Annotated in this window: 18 protein-coding genes; 16 read left to right on the top strand and 2 right to left on the bottom strand. The window is 35.2% G+C overall.

Going from position 1 to position 25,869, the window contains the following annotated elements; translation table 11 throughout:
• The first annotated feature begins 21 nt into the window (after positions 1-21).
• From NST60_RS24535 to NST60_RS24505, 7 genes are all read left to right on the top strand, one after another.
• Positions 22-1,647 (top strand): ABC transporter substrate-binding protein, encoded by a 1,626-nt coding sequence (locus tag NST60_RS24535; protein ID WP_101730648.1) that lies wholly within the window; start codon positions 22-24, stop codon positions 1,645-1,647.
• Positions 1,648-1,946: 299 nt separating this feature from the next.
• Complete coding sequence (locus NST60_RS24530) at positions 1,947-2,684, top strand: DUF624 domain-containing protein (RefSeq protein ID WP_101730649.1); 738 nt, start codon at positions 1,947-1,949, stop codon at positions 2,682-2,684.
• A 169-nt stretch (positions 2,685-2,853) separates the two neighbouring features.
• The gene (uxuA, locus tag NST60_RS24525; RefSeq protein WP_341100648.1) at positions 2,854-3,969 is read left to right on the top strand and encodes a mannonate dehydratase; all 1,116 of its coding nucleotides are present in this window, start codon (positions 2,854-2,856) and stop codon (positions 3,967-3,969) included.
• Positions 3,953-4,798, top strand: coding sequence for an SDR family oxidoreductase (locus tag NST60_RS24520; RefSeq protein WP_016201826.1), 846 nt, complete (start codon positions 3,953-3,955; stop codon positions 4,796-4,798). Before uxuA ends, NST60_RS24520 begins: the two co-directional genes overlap by 17 nt.
• A 197-nt stretch (positions 4,799-4,995) precedes the next feature.
• Entirely contained in the window at positions 4,996-7,047 is a 2,052-nt protein-coding gene (locus tag NST60_RS24515; protein ID WP_341100645.1) for an alpha-glucuronidase family glycosyl hydrolase, read from the top strand.
• A 205-nt stretch (positions 7,048-7,252) separates the two neighbouring features.
• A complete protein-coding gene (locus tag NST60_RS24510; RefSeq protein ID WP_101730651.1) occupies positions 7,253-8,767 on the top strand; it encodes a GH39 family glycosyl hydrolase in 1,515 nt (504 codons plus the stop codon).
• 68 nt (positions 8,768-8,835) lie between these two features.
• Positions 8,836-9,915, top strand: coding sequence for a glycosyl hydrolase family 8 (locus tag NST60_RS24505; RefSeq protein ID WP_205835829.1), 1,080 nt, complete (start codon positions 8,836-8,838; stop codon positions 9,913-9,915).
• A gap of 57 nt (positions 9,916-9,972) precedes the next feature.
• Here NST60_RS24505 and NST60_RS24500 read toward each other — a convergent pair whose 3' ends face one another.
• The gene (locus NST60_RS24500) at positions 9,973-11,148 is read right to left on the bottom strand and encodes an ROK family transcriptional regulator (protein WP_169188955.1); all 1,176 of its coding nucleotides are present in this window, start codon (positions 11,146-11,148) and stop codon (positions 9,973-9,975) included.
• A gap of 390 nt (positions 11,149-11,538) precedes the next feature.
• Between NST60_RS24500 and NST60_RS24495 the strand changes: the two genes are divergently transcribed.
• Both NST60_RS24495 and tnpA read left to right on the top strand, forming a co-directional pair.
• The gene (locus NST60_RS24495) at positions 11,539-12,522 is read left to right on the top strand and encodes an aldo/keto reductase (protein WP_341100642.1); all 984 of its coding nucleotides are present in this window, start codon (positions 11,539-11,541) and stop codon (positions 12,520-12,522) included.
• A 198-nt stretch (positions 12,523-12,720) separates the two neighbouring features.
• Positions 12,721-13,188, top strand: a complete 468-nt coding sequence (gene tnpA, locus NST60_RS24490; RefSeq protein WP_100525941.1) for an IS200/IS605 family transposase — start codon at positions 12,721-12,723, stop codon at positions 13,186-13,188.
• A 262-nt stretch (positions 13,189-13,450) separates the two neighbouring features.
• On the opposite strand, the gene ytvI is transcribed toward tnpA, so the two are convergent.
• Complete coding sequence (ytvI, locus tag NST60_RS24485) at positions 13,451-14,575, bottom strand: sporulation integral membrane protein YtvI (protein ID WP_016201821.1); 1,125 nt, start codon at positions 14,573-14,575, stop codon at positions 13,451-13,453.
• A gap of 191 nt (positions 14,576-14,766) precedes the next feature.
• Between ytvI and NST60_RS24480 the strand changes: the two genes are divergently transcribed.
• From NST60_RS24480 to polA, 7 genes are all read left to right on the top strand, one after another.
• Positions 14,767-15,234 carry a DUF441 domain-containing protein gene (locus NST60_RS24480; protein WP_016201820.1) on the top strand — a complete coding sequence of 156 codons (468 nt, stop codon included), beginning with the start codon at positions 14,767-14,769 and terminating at the stop codon, positions 15,232-15,234.
• Between the two features lie 487 nt (positions 15,235-15,721).
• On the top strand, positions 15,722-16,837 hold the full coding sequence (gene citZ, locus NST60_RS24475; protein WP_016201819.1) for a citrate synthase: 1,116 nt from the start codon (positions 15,722-15,724) through the stop codon (positions 16,835-16,837).
• A 212-nt stretch (positions 16,838-17,049) separates the two neighbouring features.
• Entirely contained in the window at positions 17,050-18,318 is a 1,269-nt protein-coding gene (gene icd, locus NST60_RS24470) for an NADP-dependent isocitrate dehydrogenase (protein ID WP_341100639.1), read from the top strand.
• 187 nt (positions 18,319-18,505) lie between these two features.
• A complete protein-coding gene (mdh, locus tag NST60_RS24465) occupies positions 18,506-19,441 on the top strand; it encodes a malate dehydrogenase (RefSeq protein WP_169188953.1) in 936 nt (311 codons plus the stop codon).
• A 313-nt stretch (positions 19,442-19,754) separates the two neighbouring features.
• Positions 19,755-20,471, top strand: coding sequence for a response regulator transcription factor (locus NST60_RS24460; RefSeq protein ID WP_016201815.1), 717 nt, complete (start codon positions 19,755-19,757; stop codon positions 20,469-20,471).
• A complete protein-coding gene (gene pnpS / locus NST60_RS24455; RefSeq protein ID WP_016201814.1) occupies positions 20,472-22,226 on the top strand; it encodes a two-component system histidine kinase PnpS in 1,755 nt (584 codons plus the stop codon).
• 933 nt (positions 22,227-23,159) lie between these two features.
• On the top strand, positions 23,160-25,784 hold the full coding sequence (polA, locus tag NST60_RS24450) for a DNA polymerase I (protein WP_341100635.1): 2,625 nt from the start codon (positions 23,160-23,162) through the stop codon (positions 25,782-25,784).
• The last annotated feature ends 85 nt before the right edge of the window (positions 25,785-25,869 follow it).

Here is a 25,869-nt window from a genome sequence, read left to right as displayed (position 1 = left end):
TATATAAGGGGAGGAAATACTATGAAAGAAAGTTGTAAAAAGGTTGGGCTATTTCTAGGTTTGATGATGTTAGTACTTATTGCTGTAGCTTGTTCGAATGAAGAATCAACAAGTAAAGAGGCAGAAGTATCGACAAAAGGGGCAATGGAATCTTATAATGCAGGGGACACATTTAAAGCAACTGAGCCATTTGATTTATCTATTTTATATATGGATCAGCCAACATATCCATATAAAGAAGATTGGCTATTATGGGATAAGATTAAAGAAATCACAGGTGTTACATTAAAGCCAACTATTGTTCCAATGAGTGATTACACACAAAAAAGAAGTTTGTTAATTAGTTCAGGGGATGCACCAATTGTTATTCCAAAAACATACCCAGGAGAAGAATCTGCTTTTGTAGCATCTGGTGCGGCACTTCCGGTAAGCGATTACATTGATAAAATGCCTCATTTCAAAGAAAAAGTAGAAAAATGGAATATGGATTCTGAATTAGATACTTTACGTCAAAATGATGGGAAATTCTATGTACTTCCAGGTTTACATGAAGAGGTTTGGCCAGATTATACGTTAATTGTAAGAACAGATATCTTTGAAGAAAATAACATTGCTATTCCAACAACATGGGATGAGCTGTATACATCAATGAAGAAATTGAAAGAAGTATATCCAGATTCATTTCCTTTCTCTGACCGCTTTACGTTTAATAGTACACTGAATATTGCAGCAACAGGTTTTGGAACGAAAGCTGGATGGGGATTCGGAAACGGCTTGTCTTATGATCAAGATGCAGATGAATTCGTTTATGCAGCAACAACAGATGGCTATAAAGAAATGCTTACTTACTTTCACAAGTTAGTGGAAGAAGGCTTGTTAGACGAAGAAAGTTTCACACAAAGCGATGATCAAGCTGTACAGAAATTTGTAACTGGTAAATCATTCATTATAAATGGAAACTCTCAGACAATTAACTTACATCGTGTGGATATGGATAAAACATTAGGTAAAGGAAACTACGCTATTTCAAAAATTACTGTTCCTGGTGGTCCTGCTGGCCAATTAATGTCAGGATCTAGGTTAGAAAACGGCGTGATGATTACTTCGAAAATTAAAGAAAGCGAAAACTTCGAAGCAATTCTTCAGTTTATTGACTGGTTATATTACAGTGATGAAGGGCAAGAATTTACTAAATGGGGAGTAGAAGGAACAACGTTCACGAAGGAAGATGGAGAAAGAAAATTAACAGATGATATCAATTACAATGGTTTAAATCCGAATGGAACACAGGATTTACGTGTTGACTATGGTTTCTCTGGCGGGGTTTTTGCTTATGGTGGAACAACAGACTTGCTTCATTCCATGATGAGTGAAGAAGAGATTAAGTTCCAAAATGATATGAAAGCAGTCAAAACACCAATTCCAACAGACCCATTAATTCCTTATTCTATTGAAGATAGAGAAAAAGCAACATTACAAAGTACACCATTAAAAGATTATACAAACCAAAACACATTAAAGTTTATTTTAGGTACTCGTGATTTAAGTGAATTTGATGCTTTTGTAAAAGAGCTACAAAGTCAAGGCTTAGATCAATATGTAGATACAGCAAACAAAACGTATCAAGAATACAAGAAAAATAACTAAGTAATAATGATGGATGAGATATCTTCTAACAATCGGCTCTTGCTAAAAAGCTGGTTTCAAAAGATTATTGTGCTGCAAATAGAAAAATTTTAAAAAGTAATACGGAGCAGCCTGGATACACGTAGACGCCACGGAATTAGCGAGCAGTATGAGTGAAATCCTGAAGACTCTCCGCTCTCCTCACGGGAAGTGATGTGTATTCAGGCTGCAGGTTAATAGAAACAAACTTTAAGAAAAGAACCTTTCTAAAAAGCAGAATGTCTCATCCTCCATTTATATTTTGAAAGAAGGTGAAAAGCATGGAACAAAAAAAAGAGTTTGGCCAAGGGATATTATTTACATTTAGTAATTATGTGTATTGGATTTTATTAACAAATATCTATTTTGTCGCGACCAATGCAGTATTCATTTTTTTCTTCATGACATTAACACCATCATTTTCTAATATTGCACTATATGCTCTTGCCTTAATACCGTCAGGACCAGCTATATCAGGACTGCTTTATTCGATGGAGAAATTAGTGAGAACGAAGGAATTGTCGCCAACTGCTGACTTTTTCTATGGCTATCGATCGAATTTAAAAGGTACGTTTTATATCTGGACCATAATCCTAGCGGTATTCTTTGTCTTACTCATCGACTTACAATACCTCCGTATGACAGTAACTCCAGTCAATCAAATCATTTTTATCGTTGTGCTTATACTTACTCTTATCTGGACAATGCTTAGTATAAATATACTAATAATCAATGCCAAATACACTTTTCGATTAAGAGATTTAGTAAAGTTGTCTGCGTATTATTTGTTCATTAAGTTCAAAGAAACAATAGGCAATATATTAATCTTATTTTTAGTTGGGGTTGCAACGGTAATGACGACTGATTTCCTAGTAATTTTTATTGCCAGTTTAATTGCAATGATCATGTCATTTAATTCAAGAGCGATGTTGAATCATATAGAAAGTAATTTCCTAAAAAAAGCTACATCAAATAGTATGGATGAAACGTATGATGCTCCGCATGTACATGGATCATAAGAGGAATTTAATAATTCCTTTTAGCATAAATTATAATTTTTTTAAAATGATATATGAATACTATAAGGCCCCGGTTGGTCGGAACTAAACTTATTTTCATACAAAAAATTATTTTAAGATTAATGGAGGCATATAGTGTAAAGAGATGAATTGATAGGAGGTTTTGTTAGTGAAGGCAACATTTAGGTGGTTTGGCAGGGAGGATGACAGCGTTTCCTTAGAGCATATTAGACAAATACCTGGAATCGATGGTATTGTGGGTGCTTTATTTGATATTCCTGTAGGAGAAGTGTGGCCTGAAAGTAGGATCATGGAGCTGAAGGAAGAGATTAATAGAAACGGCATGAGCCTAGAAGTGATTGAAAGTGTAAATATTCATGAAGATATAAAGCTTGGTCTTCCATCTCGAGAAAAATACATTGAAAATTATAAAGAAACGATTCGAAATCTGGCAAAAGCTGGTGTCAAGGTAATCTGCTATAATTTTATGCCGATTTTTGATTGGACACGTTCCGATCTAGCAAAGGAGCTTCCTGATGGATCGACTGTTCTTGCATACGAAAAAGCAAAAATAGAGTCGATTGAACCGTTAGAGTTAATCGAACAAATGAAGAATTTATCGAATGGATATTCTCTTCCTGGCTGGGAACCAGAAAGGCTAAATGCGATAAAGCAGTTATTTGAATTATATCAAGATGTAACAGAAGAAGATTTATTTGATCATCTTCAGTATTTCTTAGAGCAAGTAATTCCAGTAGCAGAAGAATGTGATATTAAAATGGCAATCCATCCAGATGATCCACCATGGTCCGTATTTGGTCTACCACGAATTGTTCGATCGAAGGAGAATTTAGAGCGAATTGTAAAGCTTGTGAATAGTCCATCTAATGGTTTAACGATATGCTCAGGTTCTTTAGGGGCAAATCCGAATCATGATATTCCGGATATCTTATGTCATTTTTTAAAAATGAATCGGGTACCCTTTGTTCATATACGAAATATTAAAATAGCGGATAACGGGAATTTTCAGGAAACCTCTCATAGAAGCACGGAAGAAGGTTCTCTTGATTTATATAAAATAGTAAAGGTTCTCCACGATCATGGTTTTAAAGGCTATTTCCGTCCAGATCACGGCAGAATGATTTGGGGAGAAAAAGCAAGACCTGGTTATGGACTTTACGATCGAGCTTTAGGAATTATGTATATTTTAGGAATTTGGGATAGTTTGGAGCAAAACAATAAAGCGGTTAAGAAAGGGGAAATTAACAATGTTACCATTAATTGAAAATCTATCTGGGAAAGTAGCGGTTATTACTGGTGGTGGAGGAGTGCTTTGTAGTTGTATGGCAAAGGAGCTAGGCAGACAAGGGGTAAAAGTAGCTCTTCTTAATCGTACATATGAAAAAGCACAAAAGGTAGCGGAGGAAATAAATAAGGAAGGTGGAACTGCCATTGCTATTGCGTGTGATGTCGTAGATGTGAACAGTGTTAAGGAAGCGGAAAAAATAGTTTCTGATACATTTGGAAGCTGTGACATTCTTATAAATGGGGCAGGAGGAAATCATCCAAAGGGAATTACATCAGAAGAAATCCTACGGATAGAGGATTTGGACAAAGCAGGGCTTACTAGTTTTTTCGATTTAACGATTGAGGGCTTCTCCTTTGTATTTAATCTAAATATAATTGGAACATTGATTCCTACCCAGGTATTTTCTAAGCAAATGCTTGGGAAAAGTGGAACCATCATAAATATATCCTCAATGAGTGCGCCAAGTCCGATGACGAAAGTACCTGCCTACAGTGCAGCTAAAGCAGGTATAGAGAATTTCACAAAATGGTTAGCTGTACATATGGCGGAAACAGGTATAAGAGTAAATGCCATTGCTCCAGGATTTTTCTTAACAAAACAGAACGAAGCTTTGCTTAAAAATTCAGATGGCTCCTATACAGACCGGACGAAGAAAATATTGGCACATACGCCAGTAAAAAGATTAGGAAAACCAGAAGATCTATTAGGAACTCTATTATGGCTAGTTAATGAGGAGGCAAGCGGATTTGTTACGGGAATCAGCGTTCCGGTTGACGGAGGATTTATGGCATATTCAGGAGTTTAAAATTAGCATTTTTCGAAAGGATTGTTTTTTTTTTCAATAGAAAAAATTAATTATTTCGAAAAGGGGAGCAGCCTTAATGCATGTGGCTGTTCAAGAATTAGCAACAAACGTTACGAAAACAGCTTTAAGAAAAAAGAGTAAAGTAGTTAAGTTCTTTTAAAGATAAAAGATTTTACGAGAAAAGGAGTGAAGAGACAATGACATTAGTAGAAACCTTGCAAAAAACGGATGAATATAAATGCTGGCTAAGATATGAGAGAAAGAAAGATTTAGCAAATATAGAAGCATTAAAAAAAATTGTTGTATTAGAAAAAACGGAAATAATTAAGTCAGCTGTAGAAGAATTAAAAAGAGGAATATTATCGATAACAGGAATAGAACCTGAAGTTATAGCAGACATGGAAGGGAACAATTCGGCAATTGTTTTAGCAACAGTAGATAGTTCGAATATGACTACTTTGAATAGATCATTGAATAATGATGGTTATATGTTACAGTCTTTCACTAAACCAAAGGAACGAATTTATTTAACAGGAAAGACCGATAAAGGTGTCTTGTATGCAGCTTTTCATTTTTTACGAATATTACAGACAAATAGAGATTATCAACAGCTAGATATTATAGAAAATCCTAAGACTCAATTAAGAATGATTAATCACTGGGACAATATGGATGGTTCTATTGAACGGGGCTATGCTGGACACTCAATCTTTTTTGAGAATAATCAATTTACACTGGATTATGGACGAATCAAAGATTATGCAAGGTTGATGGCTTCGATTGGAATTAATGGGATCTCTATCAATAATGTTAATGTTCATAAAGCTGAAACTAATCTGATTACAAAGGAATTACTTCCTGACGTGGCAAAAGTGGCAAATATATTCAGACAATATGGTATTAGACTTTTTTTATCTATTAATTATGCTAGTACGATTGAAATTGGCGGTCTTTCTACAGCTGATCCACTAGATCCACAGGTGAGAGAATGGTGGACAAAGAAAACTGCAGAAATTTATCAATATATAGAAGACTTCGGTGGCTTTGTTGTGAAAGCGGATTCTGAACATCGACCTGGACCGTTCACTTATAATCGAAATCATGCAGATGGAGCGAATATGTTAGGGGAGGCTTTGCTACCTTTTGATGGAATCGTCATTTGGCGTTGCTTTGTATATGATTGTCTTCAAGATTGGAGAGATCGAACGACAGATCGAGCGAGAGCAGCGTACGATCATTTTAAACCACTAGATGGTCAATTTTTAGAGAATGTTATTCTGCAAATCAAAAATGGACCAATGGATTTTCAAGTAAGAGAGCCTGTTTCACCACTATTTGGGGCTATGCCAGAGACAAATCAAGTACTAGAATTTCAAATCACACAAGAATATACGGGACAACAGAAACATTTATGTTATTTAATTCCCCAATGGAAAAAAGTACTGGATTTTGATACATATGCAAAAGGGGAAGGTTCTACGGTAAAAAAGGTGGTTGATGGAACTCTATTTCATTATAAATATAGTGGAATTTCAGCTGTTACAAATATTGGGAATGAGTCGAGTTGGACTGGTCACATTCTTGCACAAGCTAATCTATATGGGTATGGGAGATTAATTTGGAATCCAGACTTACCAGAAGCAACGATTACAGATGAATGGGTAACACAAACATTTGGAAAACATCCCAAAATACTAAACACTGTAAAAGAGATGCTTGCAGATTCATGGAGTATTTATGAAAAATATACCGCTCCTTTAGGAGTTGGCTGGATGGTGAATCCTAATCACCATTATGGTCCAAATGTAGACGGTTATGAATATTCCCCTTGGGGTACTTATCATTTCGCAGATTGGAAAGGGATTGGGGTAAATCGAACAAAGAAAGACGGAACTGGATATACGGAACAATATTTCCCGGAAAATTTCGACATGTATGAATCAGTGGAGACTTGTCCAGATGAATTAGTCCTATTTTTTCACCATGTTCCATATACACATGTTTTAAAGTCGGGAACCACAGTAATTCAGCATATTTATAACACTCACTTTGAAGGGGTAGAAGACGTAGAAAATCTACTTGAAAGTTGGATTAGTTTAAATGGTTTTGTAGATGAAAAAAGATATAACGACATTCTACAAAGGTTAACTATCCAATTGGAACATTCTAAGGAATGGAGAGATATAATTAATACTTATTTCTACCGAAAGTCAGGGATAAATGATGAACTGAACCGTGTTATTTATTAAATATTTCTATTATAGCTATTAGTCAATTCATGTGGGCAGTATTCTCGATTTCGTCAACGAGTTAGGGAATCCACTGCCCAATGTTCTTTAGCTTATATAGGCTGTGGGTTACTAACAACAAACTTTACGAAACAATCTTTAACTAACAATATTTTGCTAGATGATTACAGAAATACATTTAAATGGAGAATAGGAGAGGTCGGTAATGGAATCAATTATTATAGCATCAAAAGGAGAGGGGAAGCTGAAGGAAAACTGGAAATATTGCATTGGAACTGGGAGACTTGGTCTGGCACTACAGAAAGAATATCTTGATCATCTCAAAATTATTCAAGAGAAAATTGGATTTAAATATATTAGAGGACATGGTTTACTTTCAGATGACGTCGGTATTTATCGGGAAATGAAGATAGGAGAGGAAGTAAAGCCATTTTATAACTTTACTTACATTGACCGCATCTTTGACTCTTTTCTTGAGCTGAACTTACGACCCTTTATTGAATTTGGTTTTATGCCAGAATTACTTTCTTCTGGTGACCAAACGATTTTTTATTGGAAAGGAAATGTAACTCCACCAAGTGATTATCAAAAATGGAGTAATTTAATTACAGCAGTAGTAAACCATTTTATTGAACGCTATGGAATAGAAGAAGTTAAACAATGGCCATTTGAAGTTTGGAATGAGCCTAACTTAGTAAACTTTTGGAAGGATGCCGATAAAGAAGAATACTTTAGGCTATATAAAGTTACAGCGCTAGCAATTAAAGCGGTAAACCAAGATCTTCAGGTTGGTGGTCCGGCAATTTGTGGTGGTGCTGACGAGTGGATTGTTGATTTCTTGAATTTCTGTCATAGGGAGAATGTGCCTGTAGATTTCGTCAGTCGACATGCCTACACATCGCTAAGCCCTAAAAAAGTTACTCCTGATTATTATTATCAAGATCTAGTAGATAATACAGATATGCTTAAACAGTTTGAGGTAGTTCGTGGTCTAATTAAGGAATCACCTTTTTCTGATTTGCCCTTCCATATTACCGAATATAATACTTCTTATAGTCCGATCAATCCCGTTCATGATACACCGTTAAATGCAACCTATCTTGCACGGATATTAAGTGAGGGTGGAGACTTTGTCGATTCTTTTTCGTATTGGACTTTTAGTGATGTTTTTGAAGAGGCTGATGTGCCAAAGGCTTTATTCCATGGCGGGTTTGGTTTAATGGCGCTTCATTCCATCCCAAAGCCAACTTTTCATTTATTTTCCTTTTTCAATAGACTTGGTGAGGAAGTTCTGTATCGTGATACACAAATGATTATTACGCGAAAAGAAAATGGATCGATTACACTTGTAGCTTGGAATGAGGTAATGGCTAAAGGAGAAGGCTTTGAGAAGGAATTAGTGATTAAAATACCTGTTAGTAGTGGGGAGTACTTTATGAAGAGGCAGAGTGTAGATGAGAATCATGCGAATCCTTGGAAAGTATGGAAAGAATTAGGTAGACCTCGTTTCCCAGACAAGGAATCAGTGGAAACATTAAAAGAAGCAGCTATACCAAAGTTATCTACAGCAAAACAAAAGAAAGAAGCAGATGGCTATTTAAAGCTTTCTATTACCCTAACAAAAAATGAAGTGACACTTATAGAATTAAGGGCAATAGTATATGAAACCCAAACTTATGAAGGATTAGATGATAGTCTTATAACTTCTTATTCTTCTTAATAGAAAGGAGGAGTGTTTAGGTGAAAGGTGCATTTTATACAGGTAATTATCGAAATATTTTTAAAGAGATGGGATACTCGGATACAGCTATTCAATCAAAAATAGAGGATGCATGGGCACAAATTTTTTATGGCGATGATGATACGAGAATTTATTTTCCTTCTATGGATGGAGGATATTTATTAGATACAGGGAATCTTGATGTTAGAACAGAAGGTATGTCCTATGGAATGATGATTGCTGTCCAATTAGATAAGAAAGAGGAATTTGATCGCATATGGAATTGGACAAAGAAACATATGTATATGAATACTGGAGAAAATGCTGGTTACTTTGCCTGGTCTTGTAATCCAGATGGCTCAAAGCAGTCAGATGGACCTGCACCAGATGGTGAAGAATTTTTTGCACTAGCCTTATTTTTTGCAGCCCATCGATGGGGAGATGGAGAACAACCTTTCAACTATAGTCAACAAGCAAGAGATTTATTGCAAACCTGTTTGCATAAGGAGGAAGAGGGAAAAGGACACTCCATGTGGAATCTGGACAACAAGTTAATAAAATTTGTTCCAAACTGTGAATTTACAGATCCCTCTTATCATTTGCCACATTTTTACGAGTTATTTGCTTGCTGGGCAAATCCAGAAGACCAAGCGTTTTGGAAAGAAGCAGCAGAGGCAAGCCGAGAATATTTGAAAACAGCATGTCACTCAGAAACAGGACTTGCTCCCGAATATGCTTATTATGATGGTACTCCAAATAATGATAAGGGCTATGGTCATTTTTATAGCGACTCTTATCGAGTTGCTGCAAATATAGGTCTTGATTATGAATGGTTTGGAGGAAGTGAATCAGAAAGAGAAACGGCTAATAAAATCCAGAATTTTTTTGCTGAAAAAGATCCTGAAGATTATCGGAGATACACGATTGAAGGAGTTCCTTTTACGGAAAAATCACTTCATCCAATTGGATTAATTGCAACGAATGCAATGGCTTCTTTAGCGGCCGACGGACCGAATGCTAAAAGAATGGTTGAATTATTTTGGAATACGCCAATTAGAAAAGGCGAAAGGCGGTATTATGATAATTGCTTATACTTTTTTAGTTTACTTGCTTTAAGCGGTAATTATCGAATTTGGATGCCAAAATAAATGTATGTTGAACGTATGTTTTAAACGACTTAATAATTAATATAGTCTAAACAGCAATTAATCCGGCTGCAACATACATCTTAAAAAATTCTCTGTAGAAAAAGCTGCAGCCCCTAAGGCAGAGGACGCAAAATCAATATCAGAGAAATGGATAGTCAGCTTCGATTGATGAAAGGGTAAAGTATAATTACTTATCATTTTTTTCACACGTGGCTCTATCCATCTTTTTGCTAAGGAGAGGCGATTTCCAATGATGATTTGTTCTGGATTAAATGTATGAATGATATTTATAATTCCAGATCCTAAATGATCCCCCACCTCATGGAATAAATGGATTGCTTGGTTATTTCCTTGGTTAGCAAGCTCAATTAAGTCATTTAAATGAATTTGTTTTTTATCTCCTAGCTTTAATTGTGTAGCTCTAGTTAATAAGTATTGTTCAGAAGCATATAGTTCCCAGCAGCCTTTATTGCCACAGCGGCATTCTAGTCCATCCTTTTGTATGGTCATATGACCGATTTCACCTGAATAACCTAGCGTTCCTTTATATAATTCTCCGTTAATAATAATGCCAGCACCAATTCCAATGCCTGCACTTACATAAATAAGATTTTGAAAAGGTTGCCCTAGGCCGAATTCCTTTTCTCCATAGGCTCCTGCGTTTGCTTCATTTTCGACTAAAACAGGAAGATGAAATTGTGCCTCTAATTGTTTCTTAAGCGATATGTTTTTCCAGCCAAGGTTTGGTGCTAGTAGAATCTCTCCTTCCATGTTTATAATCCCTGGTGCGCCAATTCCAATCCCAATTACACCATAAGGAGATTTAGGAGCATTCTCTATTAAAGTAGTAATAATTTTTTTTATCATTTCTAGTGTATCTTCATACGTTAAATTTACATACTTTTCATTTATCCGATAAATAATATTTCCACGTAAATCGGTTAAAATTCCTAATATGTAATTGACACCTAGGTCAATACCGATTGAATAGCCTGCTTGTTCATTAAATAGCAGCATGACAGGTCGTCTGCCTCCACTCGACTCGCCATGACCAGATTTATAGATTAACTGTTCGTCAATAAGCTCTGATACTAAGGAGGAGACAGTGCCCTTTGTTAATCCTGTTTGTTGCGCAATATCTGCCCGAGAGATTGGAGCATTGTTTTTAATTAAATATAAACATAGTGACTTATTTTCTTTTTTTACCAATTGCTGATTCCAAGTAATATGCATGTTTTTTCTTAGTCTCCTTTTATCCCGTATCTTGCCTTTTGAACTGGAAAAATTTATTTATTATCAGAAGTTGAATTATCTCTTAAAGCATCATTCTTAATTGATTAATTATACTACAGTTTGTCTATTAACCAAACCTAAACAAAAGGGATAAATATTGTTGAAAAACTATTTATCCAAAAGATAAACAAAGGGAATCGTTTTTTATACGTTGGTTTATTTAATATACAAACTTATTAATCCTTGTTATAATTTTGATAGAACAACTTATCTGTATACGCACAGAGTAGAGACTCCTTTAGATTTTTTCTTTTTACAGATACCGTTCAAATTAGCATTAATTTCAATAAAATCGTGTAAGTAGTCTTAGCTAGTGGAGGTGCTTAAAGAGTGAATTACAGAAATTTAGGAAATACAGGCCTAAAAATCAGTGAAGTAAGTTTCGGTACGTGGGCAATTGGTGGTTCATGGGGAAAGGTTGATGACACTGAAGCATTAAAATCCTTAGAACTGGCAATCGAAAAAGGCGTGAATTTTTTTGATACAGCAGATGTATATGGAGATGGACATAGTGAGGAGCTGCTTGCTAAGGCCACGAAAGGGAAAGAGGATCAAATCCATATTGCAACTAAGTTTTGTCGTGGAGGAGATATTTTTGCACAGCAAACATACTCAGACGAAAGTGTTCGTCAGTATTGTGAAAATAGTTTAAAGCGATTAAATAGAGAAGCAATCGATTTATACCAAATTCATTGTCCGCCAACAGAAATATTAAAAGATGGTCAAGTATTTGAGGTACTTGATAAATTACAGCAAGAAGGAAAAATTCGGAATTATGGAGTAAGTGTTGAAACAGTGGAGCAGGGGCTTATATGCTTGCAAAATCCAAACGTAAAGGCGTTGCAAGTTATTTTTAATATTTTTCGCCAAAAACCACTTGAGAAATTAATTCCTGTAGCGGAGAAGCAAGGGGTCGGGATTCTTGTGCGTCTTCCGTTGGCTAGTGGTTTACTTAGTGGGAAATTTACGAAAGATCATACTTTTGATGAAGATGATCATCGCAAATTTAATGAAAATGGGAAAGCCTTTAATGTAGGAGAAACATTTGCAGGGCTTGGTTTTAAAAAGGGTGTAGAATTAGCAGATGAGCTTACTTGGATTGCGAATGGTCGAAAGTCAATGGCTACTGCAGCATTACGATGGATATTGGATCAGCAAGGTATTTCTTGTGTAATTCCAGGATTCAAAAATCGAAAGCAAATTGTTGAAAACTTAAAAGCATTAGAGGAAAAAACATTTAATATGGATGAATTACAAACACTAAGAACATTTTATGAAGATAAAGTGAAAAATTCTATTAGAGGTCCATACTAACATTAGATATAGATGAAAAAGAGCGGTGAATTTCCAATTGGAAATTCACCGCTCCTTTTTTGATGGTTTCGAAAACCCCTGGCTATGCCGGGGGTTCCGGAGAGCTTATAGCGAGGTAACAAAAAAAACCTCCTTTCATGGTAGGATAAAGTTGGTTTCCCGACCAGTTTATCTCACGCAAGAAGGAGGTATTCCCTTATGAAGGACATGAACAGTTTAGCACATACAACATGGAATTGTAAGTACCACATAGTCTTTGCCCCAAAATACAGAAGGCAAATTATTTATGGCAAATACAAAAAGAGTATTGGACAAATCATAAGAGAGCTATGTGAAAGAAAAGGTGTCATCATACATGAAGCAAATGCCTGTCCGGATCATATCCATATGTTGGTTAGTATCCCACCAAAATTAAGTGTATCGCAGTTCATGGGTTACTTAAAAGGAAAAAGTAGCCTGATGATATTTGATCGACATGCGAATTTGAAATATCGCTATGGGAATCGGAAATTTTGGTGTCGTGGTTTCTACGTTGATACCGTGGGGAGAAATAAGAAACAAATACAAGAATATATAAGAAATCAGCTGAAAGAAGATTATATGGCTGATCAGCTAACGTTGTTCGAAGAATTCGATCCGTTCACGGGTGAGAAAAATCGGAAGTAAATAAAGAAATTCTTTAGAATTGGTGAGTGAATGTGGTGCAGAAGGGAAACCTTTTCAGTGGGCCTTTAAGGCCGAGGCCGGTAAGAGAGGCTTTTAGCCGCAGAGCAAACCACCAGTTCACACTGGTGGTTTTGATTCAAACTTTGCTCTCAAAGAGATTAATAAATACATCTTTATCCCACATTTAACGGACAGTAAGACCCAACCGTAAGTTTAGGAGAATTCAAGGAAGATAGGTGGGAGATGAAGGGAAACCCTCACTTTATTTCGGTATCTCACTTTCTCCTTTAATAAATTTCCAAATGTCCTGAAAAACATTTGCTCTATGTAAGGTAGTGACAATGACTAGGGAAACAGGACCAATAATTAGCCCGATAAATCCAAAAAGCTTAAATCCAACAAATAGAGCAATTAAGGTTGCTAAGGGATCTAGCCCAATATTAGAAGAGAGAATTTTTGGTTCCATTATTTGCCGTTGAACTAAAACGACGATATAGAGCACCGATAACCCTATTGCCAGCACGATTTGTCCAGTAATAATCTCATAAATTATCCAAGGAACGAATATTAGACCTGTACCCAAATACGGAATAATATCAACTATTCCAGTTAAGAGTGCAATCGTAATCGCATAATCAACTCGAAGTATTAAAAGGCCAATTAAAATAATGACTGTTGTAATCGAAACAAGCGTTAACTGTGCTTTAATAAATCCAAGTAAAGCTTTCTTTAATTCAAAGAAAACTGTTTTTCCACTATTTAACCATTTAGATGGAAAAAATTTTCCGAACTTCAATGATAACCGAACCCAGTCTTTACTAATAAAAAACGTGGCTAATAAAGAGAATATTAGAACACTCGCTGCATTAGGAAACCAGGATAGTATGATGGGAATGTTAAGGAAAAAGGATTGCAAAAAATCTCCCATAACATTTCCAACCTGTTCGCCAACTTTATTTATATTTGTCATAATCGTATCTTGTTGACCTGTTCCAAGATTATTGAAGGTTTGTGATATTTTATTATATAATGGGATAATTTGCGCTGCGAACAAATCCTCAATATATCGAATAATGATATCAATATGTTTCGGTACTACCTCACCCAGATAAGCCGCCCCTGCTACAATCTCGGCAATTAGTAAAGAAACTAACCCAGCAAATACAGATAATATGAGCAAAATACTTAAAATTACAGCAAAGGCTCTAGGCAGTTTACATTTAAATTGCAAAAAATTAACAAGTGGATTCATTAAAAAAGCAATTAGAAATCCTATAATAAAGGGATAGGTTACTTTGGATAAATAAAAGAAGCTAACAAATAATAGGATGGTAGCTACAATAACTACAATAAACCGAATCGTACGGTTAAGATATGTATAATTCAATGTTAATCCTCCCATTTTTAGTATAATAAATAATAGACCATTATCAATTGCAAAATAGAATAGAAGTAAATTCCTTTTTCATCTATATTTTCTATACTTATGCATTTTTAATCGGAATTCCTGCTTTTTATAAATAATTTAATAAGTAGGAAGAGATTTTTTGGTTAATGTTTTTTAAAGGAGAGTCATTTATGTTTTTATTTAGTCAATCTTATTTATTTTTATATTTGCTTTTGGCAATTGCTCTTGTAGCTAAAAACAATTCTTTAATAATTGCGGTTATTTTCTTATTAATAATGAAACTGATTGGGATAGATAGTAAATTATTTGCCTTGATTCAATCAAAAGGAATTAATTGGGGGGTAACAATTATTACAATTGCTGTGCTTGTACCTATTGCAACAGGCGATATTGGATTTAAAGATTTGTCCGCTACCTTTAAATCACCGTATGCGTGGATTGCTTTAATTTCTGGAATTATGGTTGCGTTGCTCGCAAAGGGTGGGGTTAGTTTATTGGCTGATTCCCCTGAAATTACAACTGCTCTTGTTTTGGGAACCATTTTGTCAGTATCTGTCTTTAACGGGGTAGCTGTAGGTCCGTTAATTGGAGCTGGAATTGCTTATGCTGCAATAAAAGTAGTAGAGTGGATAACCTGATCCACTCTCTGTTATGCATAAGGAAGACAGGAGCTGTGAATTTATGGTATAATTAAAAAAAGAAAGAATATAGTGTAAAGGAGAATCAGAAAAAATTTTTTTTACTATATCTACAGTTTTTAAGTATAAAATATGAGACATTTTGAAGATTTTTGTTTATAATGAAAGGGTAGTTACATTTTATCTCATCTATAAGTACCAAATGGTTTATTTTTTTATTTGAAAATGTAAGCATTTACAAATGATTGATGCTCACTTTATTTTTTATGAAAAACTCCCCCATCTTTTTTATAAATAAATCCGGATTACATTATTAATTGATTTTTTGGTACATATTCAGTTAATCTAACAAAATAGTAAACATTTATTTAAGGTGTATTCCATCGCTTTGTTTTTACAGATTTTCACAATATTGGTAACTACAGCAGGGACAATATGGGAGTTCGAAAGATTTGTACTAAAGAAAAGGTGTAAAGGAGAGATATGTATGGCTGTTACAAAAGGGCTTGAGGGGGTTATTGCAACAACATCTTCTATCAGTTCCATTATAGATGATTCACTTGCTTATGTGGGTTATGATATTGATGTGTTAGCAGAGCAATCTAGTTTTGAAGAAGTAATCTATTTATTATGGCATCAAAAACTTCCAAATGATACGGAGCTGGCAAAACTAAAACAAGAATTGGCAGATAATGCTGAATTACCAGTCTCTTTGATTGAGCAAATGAAGCTAATGCCATTAAATAAAGTACATCCAATGGCTGTACTTCGTTCAACTGTCTCTTTATTAGGAGCATATGATGAAAGCGCAGATGTAATGGATTCGGAAACCAATTATTTAAAAGCTGTAAGGCTTCAAGCAAAAATGCCAACTATCGTAACAGCTTTTTCTAGATTAAGAAAAGGTCTCGATCCAATTTCTCCAAGAAAAGATTTAGGATTTGCTGCTAACTTCTTATATATGCTGAATGGGCAAGAACCAGAAGACATTGCGATTGAGGCTTTTAATAAAGCGCTCGTTCTTCATGCAGATCATGAGCTAAATGCATCTACCTTTACTGCTAGAGTTTGTGTTGCAACATTGTCTGATGTATATTCAGGGATTACATCAGCTATAGGAGCATTAAAAGGGCCATTACATGGTGGAGCAAACGAAGCAGTTATGAAAATGCTGACGGAAATTGGAAGCATTGACAATGTGGAACCATATATTAGAGAAAAGATAGCGAACAAAGAAAAAATAATGGGATTTGGTCATCGCGTTTATCGAAAGGGCGATCCTCGTGCCAAACATCTAAAGGAAATGGCAAGAAAATTAACACAATTAACTGGTGAACCTCAGTTGTATGAGATGAGTATTAAGATTGAGACAATGTTAAAGGAAGAGAAAAATTTAGTACCAAACGTAGACTTTTTCTCTGCCTCTGTTTATCATAGTCTAGGTATTGACCATGATTTATTTACCCCGATTTTTGCGGTAAGCAGGGTTTCTGGCTGGCTGGCTCATATTCTCGAGCAGTACGAGAATAATCGTCTTATTCGCCCTAGAGCAGATTATGTTGGTCCTGAACGTTTGGAATATGTACCAGTTAACAAACGCTAAAAAGGATATGATTTCCCATAGAGTTAAAGAATGATATATACTTAATGTGGGAGAATTTAGTTTGTATATTGGCATTTTCCTTTTTTTATTCGTCAGAATAGTAAATATAATTAGCTTCTCAAAGCTTGTTATAATAAATTTATTTCATTCTTTTTCCAATGGAGTTTGTAGCATTGGAAAAAGAAACTATTTTTTTACGGAGGGATAGAAACATGCAAGGAGAAAAAATTACAGTAGTAGATGGAGTATTAAATGTACCAGCGAATCCAATTGTTCCTTATATTGAGGGAGATGGAATTGGACCAGATATTTGGGCAGCATCATCAAGAGTATTAGATGCCGCTGTTGAAAAAGCATACAATGGGGAAAAGAAAATTGTTTGGAAAGAAGTATTGGCTGGGGAAAAGGCATTTAATGAAACGGGAGAATGGTTACCTACTGAAACATTAGATGTTATTAAAGAATATTTAATTGCTATAAAAGGACCATTAACTACACCAGTTGGTGGCGGTATTCGTTCTTTAAACGTTTCCCTACGCCAAGAATTAGATCTTTTTGTTTGTTTACGTCCAGTAAGATGGTTTGAAGGAGTACCATCTCCTGTAAAAAGACCACAAGATACAGATATGGTTATCTTCCGTGAAAATACAGAAGATATCTATGCCGGAATTGAGTATGAAAAAGGCTCAGAGGCTGTTTCTAAATTGATTAACTTTTTACAAGAAGAGATGGGAGTTAATAAAATTAGATTTCCTGAAACATCTGGAATTGGAATTAAACCAGTATCAGAAGAAGGAACAAGTCGTTTAGTAAGAGCTGCGATTAATTATGCGATTAAAGAAGGTCGTAAATCGGTAACTCTAGTACATAAAGGTAACATTATGAAATATACAGAAGGTGCATTTAAAAATTGGGGTTATGAATTAGCTGAAAAAGAATTTGGAGATAAAGTATTTACATGGGCTCAGTATGATCGCATTAAAGAGGAACAAGGTTCTGATGCAGCAAATAAAGCACAAGCTCAGGCAGAAGCAGAAGGGAAGATTATCATTAAAGATTCTATTGCTGATATTTTCCTTCAACAAATTCTTACTCGTCCGAAAGAGTTTGATGTAGTTGCAACAATGAATCTAAATGGAGATTATATTTCTGATGCATTAGCAGCACAGGTTGGTGGGATCGGTATCGCACCAGGAGCAAATATAAATTATGAAACTGGCCATGCTATTTTTGAAGCAACACATGGAACTGCTCCGAAATATGCTGGCTTAGATAAAGTAAATCCATCTTCTGTTATTCTTTCAGGTGTTCTATTGCTTGAACATTTAGGCTGGACAGAAGCAGCACAATTAGTGATTCAATCCGTAGAAAACACGATTGCTTCTAAAGTTGTGACTTATGACTTCGCTCGTCTAATGGAAGGTGCAACAGAAGTGAAATGCTCAGAGTTCGGTGATGAATTAATTAAGAACATGGGTTAAGAAACAATATGAAGAAGAGATTGGTCTCATCTCTTCTTCCTTTTTGCCTAAAACAGAAGTTTTGCGGTATTGGATTAGAATGGGATAAGCTAAAAAAAGTATTTCTAGATGGAGTAAAAGGGGACTCTAACTAGTAAAGTGCTTATTGGTGGGCTATGCATTCTCGGTCTAATAAGGGGGAAATTATATGGTTAAGCGCAAGAAAATTTCCATCATTGGTGGGGGATTTACTGGAGCAACAACGGCTTTTTTACTTGCTCAAAAAGAACTAGGGGATATCGTATTATTAGATGTTCCACGAAATGAAAATTCAACTAAAGGAAAAGCTTTGGATATGTTTGAAGCTAGTCCTGTACAGGGATTCGATGCAAATATAATTGGAACTTCTAATTATAAAGATACTGCTGATTCTGATATTGTCGTGATAACTGCTGGTATGGCAAGAAAGCCAGGCATGAGTAGAGATGATCTCGTACAGACAAATCAGTCTATTATGAAATCGGTAACGAAGGAAATTGTTCAGTATTCACCTAATTGTGTAATTATCGTGCTTACTAATCCTGTGGATGCTATGACTTATACTGTTTATAAAGAATCTGGTTTCCCAAAAAATAGAGTAATCGGCCAGTCTGGTATTCTAGATACAGCGCGCTTTCGCAGCTTTGTTGCAATGGAGTTAAACCTTTCTGTTAAAGATATCACAGGATTTGTATTAGGTGGCCATGGTGATGATATGGTACCGCTTATTCGTTATTCTTATGCAGGAGGAATTCCATTAGAATCGCTCATTCCAAAACATAGATTAGAAGAAATTATCGAGAGAACGAGAAATGGCGGAGCGGAAATTGTAAATCTGCTTGGCAATGGAAGCGCCTATTATGCTCCAGCAGCTTCATTAGTTGATATGTGTGAGGCAATTATTAAAAATCAAAGACGAGTCCTTCCAACTATCGCTTATTTGGAAGGCGAGTATGGCTATAACGATCTTTATCTAGGCGTACCAACTATTCTAGGTGGTAACGGAATCGAACAAATTATTGAACTTGATTTAACAGAGGAAGAAAAAGCGGCACTAGACAAATCCGTCCATTCGGTTCGTAACGTCTTGACAGTATTAAATTAAATACATGAAAAATCGGTTGCTCTATAAAAAGAGTTAGCCGATTTTTTTTAGGAATTAATTTTGTTAATCTGTTCTTTACGGGAGAGTTTCAACATTTAGCTTCCTTAATTTCTGTAGCTTGCAGTTGCGTCTAACTGTCTGTTTAGAGTGGAATAAAGCGGCCATCTTATTTACAAATACGAAGAAATTAAAAAAATTATTTCGCATTTGTAAACAGCAAATAAATGTTTTTTCCATTTTTATCGAACAATATATTATAATGTAAATAGGTATAAGGGGACTTTAGGGGAATTAACATATTTGGAGGCTGTATATGAAAAAAAAGGTATTGGTTGTAGATGATGAACAATCTATCGTAACTTTACTGAAGTATAATTTGCAACAGGCAGGCTATGATGTATTAACTGCCATGGATGGAGAAGAAGGATTGAATCTAGCATTAACTGCTAATCCGGATGTCATCTTACTTGATTTAATGTTGCCAAAAAAAGATGGGATGGATGTTTGTAAAGAATTACGCCAACAGAAAGTGTTAACTCCTATATTAATGTTAACGGCAAAAGATGATGAGTTTGATAAAGTTTTAGGACTAGAGCTTGGAGCAGATGATTATATGACGAAACCATTTAGTCCAAGGGAAGTCATCGCTCGAATTAAAGCCGTTTTGAGACGAATACAAATGCAAGTACCTGCAGCTTCTGATGAAATAGATGAAGATGAGGATGACGGTATTAAAATCGCTGAGTTAAGAGTACTTCCTAATTATTATGAAGCGTACTTCAAAGAAGAATTATTAGAATTAACTCCGAAAGAGTTTGAGTTATTATTATATCTTGTTAAAAATAAGGGGAGAGTTCTAACAAGAGATCAGTTATTAAGTGCAGTATGGAACTATGATTTTGTAGGCGATACAAGAATTGTAGATGTCCATATTAGTCATTTGCGTGAAAAAATTGAAGAAAATACAAAAAAACCTATATATATTAAAACAATACGTGGTTTAGGATATAAATTAGAGGAACCAAAATAAATGAAGAGCTTTAAATCTCGATTAATGGCGAGCGTTTTATTTACTATATTTATCGTGTTTGTATTTGTCGCTATTTTCATTGAATCATACAATAAGAAGACTTTTATGGATTCTTTTGATAATCGATTGAAACGCGAAAGTACATTAATTGCAAATCAAATCATGAATAATGGTGGGATTTTAGAAATTAATAATCGCTTAGTGAAAGAATATAGTGAAGCGTTAGATGTACAGATTACTATTATTGATGATTCTGGAGAAATGTTGTTCAATGAGGGAGAACTGCAGACAGAAACAGAATATGAAAATCAAGTGCAAACCTTACTTTCAAATGAAAAGGTGAATGCTGTATCTATTAACGGGAATCCTAACTTCCATTTTTATCAACAGGAGCTTACGGATGAAGAAGGAAGACAAGGATATTTACTAATAGGGGCTAAAGTGGAAGAAATAGAGAATGCGTATCAACATATTAATTGGATTATTTTTTCTTCGTTTCTATTCTCATTTTTAGTGATTTATCTAATCGGTTATAAATTAATCTATCGTTATACAAGACCGATAGAATCGGCTACCAAAGTAGCTATCGATTTAGCAAATGGTAATTATCATGCTAGAACGTATGAAGATCGAGTAGATGAAACTGGAGTTCTAAGTTCTTCTCTTAATAAAGTAGCTAAAGATATGCAAGAAATGGTAAAAGCGCAAGAAATACAAGAAGATCGTTTAGGAACCTTGATAGAGAGTATTAGCAGTGGATTACTTTTAATAGATAGCAGAGGTTATATAAATTTAATTAATAAATCCTATAAGGACATTTTCTTTGTCCGGTCTGCTGACTATCTCTATAAACAATATTATAAAGTTATTCCATATAGACAAGTTACCGATCTTGCAGAAGAAATTTTTATGACAGAGCATAAGGTAATTCGCGAAATGGCGCTGGAAATCCAAAATGAAAAGAAAAGTTTTCAAGTATATGGAGTTCCCATTATTGGGACAAACGATAGATGGATGGGGATTTTGCTTGTTTTTAATGATATAACGGAGTTGAAGAAGCTTGAACAAATTCGTAAAGATTTTGTTGCCAATGTATCCCATGAATTAAAAACGCCTATTACATCTATTAAGGGCTTTTCTGAAACACTTCTCGATGGGGCGATGGAAGACAGAGAGACGCTAGAAGAATTTTTACGAATTATTTTAAAAGAGAGCCATCGACTACAAACATTAATTCAAGATCTTCTTGACCTATCTAAATTAGAACAACACCATTTTGCTCTAAATAAAGAGGAGTTTAATCTGGTGGAAATTTTAAATAAAGCGACTAAAATGCTGGAAGGTCGAGCAGAAGCGAAAAATATTAAATTAAAATTTCCTCAATCAAATGAAGTGATTCAAATGGAAGGAGATAGAAGTAGATTAACCCAGGTTTTTCTAAATTTAATAACAAATGCTGTGATCTATACCCCAAACGATGGGGAAATCAATGTTTATGTGGTGGAAAAGAAAAAGAAAATTGAAGTGAAAATTCAAGATACCGGCATAGGCATAGAACAGGATGAAATTCCAAGAATTTTCGAGCGTTTTTATCGTGTTGATAAAGCGAGAAGTAGAAATTCTGGGGGTACAGGTTTAGGTCTAGCAATTGTAAAGCATTTAGTGGAATTACATAGAGGAACAATTCAGGTGGAAAGTGAAATGGGAGTAGGAACAACTTTCACCGTGATTTTGCATAAGGAATTTCCTTTTTAAGGGCAAGAGGGCACATTAAAATTTGTTGCCCTCTTTTTTTGTCCAATGCTAGCCAAGATGAACTTCCCGATTGTCTCTACGATAAGTCAACATCAATTCACTAACGTTCATTGTGTTTCCTTTATCTCAAGAAAATCGCTCCAGTTCACAAGGCGCTAAACGGTACCTTCCGCTTTTCTATTGTCTAGCTCCGGTGCCTATCGGTTAGCAAACTTCCAACAATCTCCCTACGATAAGTCAACATCGATTCACTAACGTTCATCGTGTTTCCTTTATCTCAGTCGATAGTTTCCAGTTTGTACACCGATAAACAGGCCCTTCCGCTTTTCTATTTGTCTAGCTCCAGGCACCAGCGCCAGATGAACTTCCCGATTGTCTCTACGATAAGTCAACATCAATTCACTAACGTTCATTGTGTTTCCTTTATCTCAAGAAAATCGCTCCAGTTCACAAGGCGCTAAACGGTACCTTCCGCTTTTCTATTTACATTGTTTTTACATTTGGTTTATGGTGGGTTTACACTTTGTTGGTACAATTACTTATGAAGTCCCCCTTATCCATTTGGTTAAGGACTTAAGCTGAAAGCTACCCCGCTTTTAGCTTCCCCTGTATAATAGTGGGCTTGGTAGGAAATAGTTCGTTTGAAATTATTGGTAGGATTATCTAATTTCCAACCTTTGCCTGTGTCGATATACCTGAATTGATGCTGTTAAAGTTATGAAAAAAGCAGAGATTGTTGCAAAAAGGTGTGTGTTACACGCTTATTTCGTTGTAGGTTGAAATAAGAATGTGTATACTGGGCCTCTTTTTCAACCATCTCTGCTTTTTTACATTTATGAATATGTCATGTAAAATAGGTAGTATTGAGTTGTGTAGTAATCATCGTTTATTTACGAGAAAATATACATTATAAAAAGGATGGAGGAGGATTTCTTGAAAAAGAAATTAATCTTAATTGACGGTAATAGTATTGCGTATCGAGCGTTTTTTGCTTTACCTCTACTAAACAATGATAAAGGTGTACATACAAATGCGGTTTACGGTTTTACTATGATGCTAATGAAAATTTTAGAAGAGGAAAAGCCGACACATGCCTTAGTTGCATTTGATGCGGGAAAAACCACTTTCCGTCACAAAACCTTCAGTGAATATAAGGGAGGACGTCAAAAAACACCACCAGAATTGTCTGAGCAATTTCCTTATATAAGAGAGTTATTAAAATCTTATGGTATCCATCATTACGAGCTTGAGAACTATGAAGCAGATGATATTATCGGAACACTTTCTCTTCAAGGGGAAAAAGATGGATTTGAAGTAGTTGTTATCTCGGGAGATAAAGATTTAACCCAATTAAGTTCGGATAATACAACGGTCTATATTACTAGAAAAGGAATAACAGATATGGAGTCCTATACCCCGAGCCATATTCAAGAGAAATATGGACTGACTCCTGAACGAATTATTGATATGAAAGGTCTAATGGGCGATAGTTCAGATAATATTCCAGGTGTTCCAGGTGTGGGAGAAAAAACAGCAATTAAATTGCTAAAGGAATTTGATTCCTTAGAAAATTTAGTACAATCTATCGACAAAGTAAGCGGTAAGAAGCTGAAAGAAAAGTTAGAAGAGTTTAAGGATCAGGCTTTGATGAGTAAAGAGCTAGCTACTATTTTCAGGGAAGCCCCTTTAACGATAACATTAGAGGATACTGAATTTCCTGGGATGCAAATAGAGAAGTTAAAAGAAATCTTCAAGGAGCTTGGCTTTAATTCTTTACTTGAAAAATTAGGAGAAGCACCAGAAAAAGAAGAACTAGTATTAGAAGACATCGAATTTAAAACAGTTGAAAATATTACAGATACAATTTTTTCAGATAGAAATATAATGTATGTCGAAGTATTAGAAGATAATTATCATTATGCACCAATCTTAGGAATTTCTCTTTTAAATGAAAAAGGAGCATATTTTCTTCCGATTGAACAAGCTTTGAAATCACCTGCTTTTAAAGTTTGGGCAGAAGATGAAAAGAAAGAAAAAATTGTTTATGATGCTAAAAGATCAGAAGTGTCATTACGTCATCAAGATATTCATTTAAAAGGGATTACGTTTGATATCCTTATTGCAGCATATTTAGCAGATCCTTCGGCAACTATTGAAGATGTTGCCTCTGTTGCTAAAAAGTATGGATACACTAATTTACAATCAGATGAAGCATTCTATGGAAAAGGGGCAAAGAGAAAGGTTCCAGAACAAGATTTATTAGCTGATCATCTCGTGAGAAAAGCGTTCGCTCTTCAGGCAGTACTGGAGGAAATGGAAGATGAATTAAGAAAGAATGATCAAGAAGCGTTATTTTATGATTTGGAAATGCCATTAAGCTTGGTACTTGCTGATATGGAGTCAACAGGTGTAAAAGTTGATGTTGCTCGCTTGAAAGCAATGGGAGAAGAGCTTTCCGAAAGATTGAAAGAAATCGAAGGTCGAATTTATGAGTTAGCTGGCGAAACCTTTAATATTAATTCTCCCAAACAGCTTGGCGTGATATTATTTGAAAAACTTGGATTGCCGGTTGTGAAGAAAACAAAGACAGGCTATTCTACTTCAGCCGATGTATTGGAGCAACTTGCTAGTTCACATGAAGTAATCAGAGAAATTTTAGAATATAGACAGCTAGGCAAATTACAGTCAACCTATATAGAAGGATTGCAAAAAGTAGTCCATAACGGAAGAATTCATACAAGATTTAACCAAGTACTAACACAAACGGGCCGATTAAGCTCGATTGATCCTAACCTCCAAAATATCCCGATTCGTTTAGAAGAAGGAAGAAAAATAAGACAAGCGTTTGTACCAACAGAAGAGAATTGGGTTATATTTGCTGCTGACTATAGCCAAATTGAACTGCGTGTCCTTGCACATATTGCTAATGATGAGAAATTAATCGAAGCATTTAGAGAAGATCATGATATTCATACCGAAACAGCAATGTCCGTTTTCCACGTAGAAGCTGATGAAGTGACCTCTAATATGCGCAGACATGCGAAAGCAGTTAACTTTGGAATTGTATATGGTATTAGTGACTACGGACTATCACAAAGTCTCCATATTACGAGAAAAGAAGCAGCTAAATTTATTGAACGCTATTTAGAAAGTTATCCTGGAGTAAAAAATTATATGGAAGAAATTGTGGCAGACGCAAAGCAAAAAGGCTATGTCTCGACTTTGCTTCATAGAAGAAGATATTTAGCTGATATTACTAGCAGAAACTTTAATCTTCGTAGCTTCGCTGAGAGAACAGCGATGAATACACCAATCCAAGGAAGTGCAGCAGATATCATTAAAAAAGCGATGATTGATATGGCTAAACGTTTGGAAGAAGAAGGCTTAAAAGCTAAATTATTATTACAGGTTCACGATGAATTGATTTTCGAGGCTCCAAAAGAAGAAATTGAAAAGTTAAAGGAAATTGTACCAGATGTAATGGAGCATGCAGTTGAATTAAGCGTGCCATTAAAAGTGGATTATTCTTATGGACCAACTTGGTATGACGCAAAATAATAAGGGAAACTTCTATGAGTGGGGGTTTTTACTCCTCCTCCACTTCATGGTTAGTTGCACTTATCGGACCTTTACGAGAGATAGC

Origin of the sequence: Niallia sp. FSL W8-1348, from assembly GCF_038006745.1 — a bacterium.
Lineage (GTDB): Bacteria > Bacillota > Bacilli > Bacillales > Cytobacillaceae > Niallia > Niallia alba.
Note: the sequence above shows the minus strand (reverse complement) of the source record. Positions and strands in the feature narration are given on the sequence as shown.

Excerpts from the sequence above, each read along its gene's own strand:
- NST60_RS24535 (WP_101730648.1), top strand. The coding sequence starts at position 22 with ATGAAAGAAAGTTGTAAAAAGGTTGGGCTATTTCTAGGTTTGATGATG.
- NST60_RS24530 (WP_101730649.1), top strand. The coding sequence starts at position 1,947 with ATGGAACAAAAAAAAGAGTTTGGCCAAGGGATATTATTTACATTTAGT.
- NST60_RS24520 (WP_016201826.1), top strand. The coding sequence starts at position 3,953 with ATGTTACCATTAATTGAAAATCTATCTGGGAAAGTAGCGGTTATTACT.
- NST60_RS24515 (WP_341100645.1), top strand. The coding sequence starts at position 4,996 with ATGACATTAGTAGAAACCTTGCAAAAAACGGATGAATATAAATGCTGG.
- NST60_RS24510 (WP_101730651.1), top strand. The coding sequence starts at position 7,253 with ATGGAATCAATTATTATAGCATCAAAAGGAGAGGGGAAGCTGAAGGAA.
- NST60_RS24505 (WP_205835829.1), top strand. The coding sequence starts at position 8,836 with ATGGGATACTCGGATACAGCTATTCAATCAAAAATAGAGGATGCATGG.
- NST60_RS24500 (WP_169188955.1), bottom strand. The coding sequence starts at position 11,148 with ATGCATATTACTTGGAATCAGCAATTGGTAAAAAAAGAAAATAAGTCA.
- tnpA (WP_100525941.1), top strand. The coding sequence starts at position 12,721 with ATGAAGGACATGAACAGTTTAGCACATACAACATGGAATTGTAAGTAC.
- NST60_RS24480 (WP_016201820.1), top strand. The coding sequence starts at position 14,767 with ATGTTTTTATTTAGTCAATCTTATTTATTTTTATATTTGCTTTTGGCA.
- citZ (WP_016201819.1), top strand. The coding sequence starts at position 15,722 with ATGGCTGTTACAAAAGGGCTTGAGGGGGTTATTGCAACAACATCTTCT.
- icd (WP_341100639.1), top strand. The coding sequence starts at position 17,050 with ATGCAAGGAGAAAAAATTACAGTAGTAGATGGAGTATTAAATGTACCA.
- mdh (WP_169188953.1), top strand. The coding sequence starts at position 18,506 with ATGGTTAAGCGCAAGAAAATTTCCATCATTGGTGGGGGATTTACTGGA.
- NST60_RS24460 (WP_016201815.1), top strand. The coding sequence starts at position 19,755 with ATGAAAAAAAAGGTATTGGTTGTAGATGATGAACAATCTATCGTAACT.
- pnpS (WP_016201814.1), top strand. The coding sequence starts at position 20,472 with ATGAAGAGCTTTAAATCTCGATTAATGGCGAGCGTTTTATTTACTATA.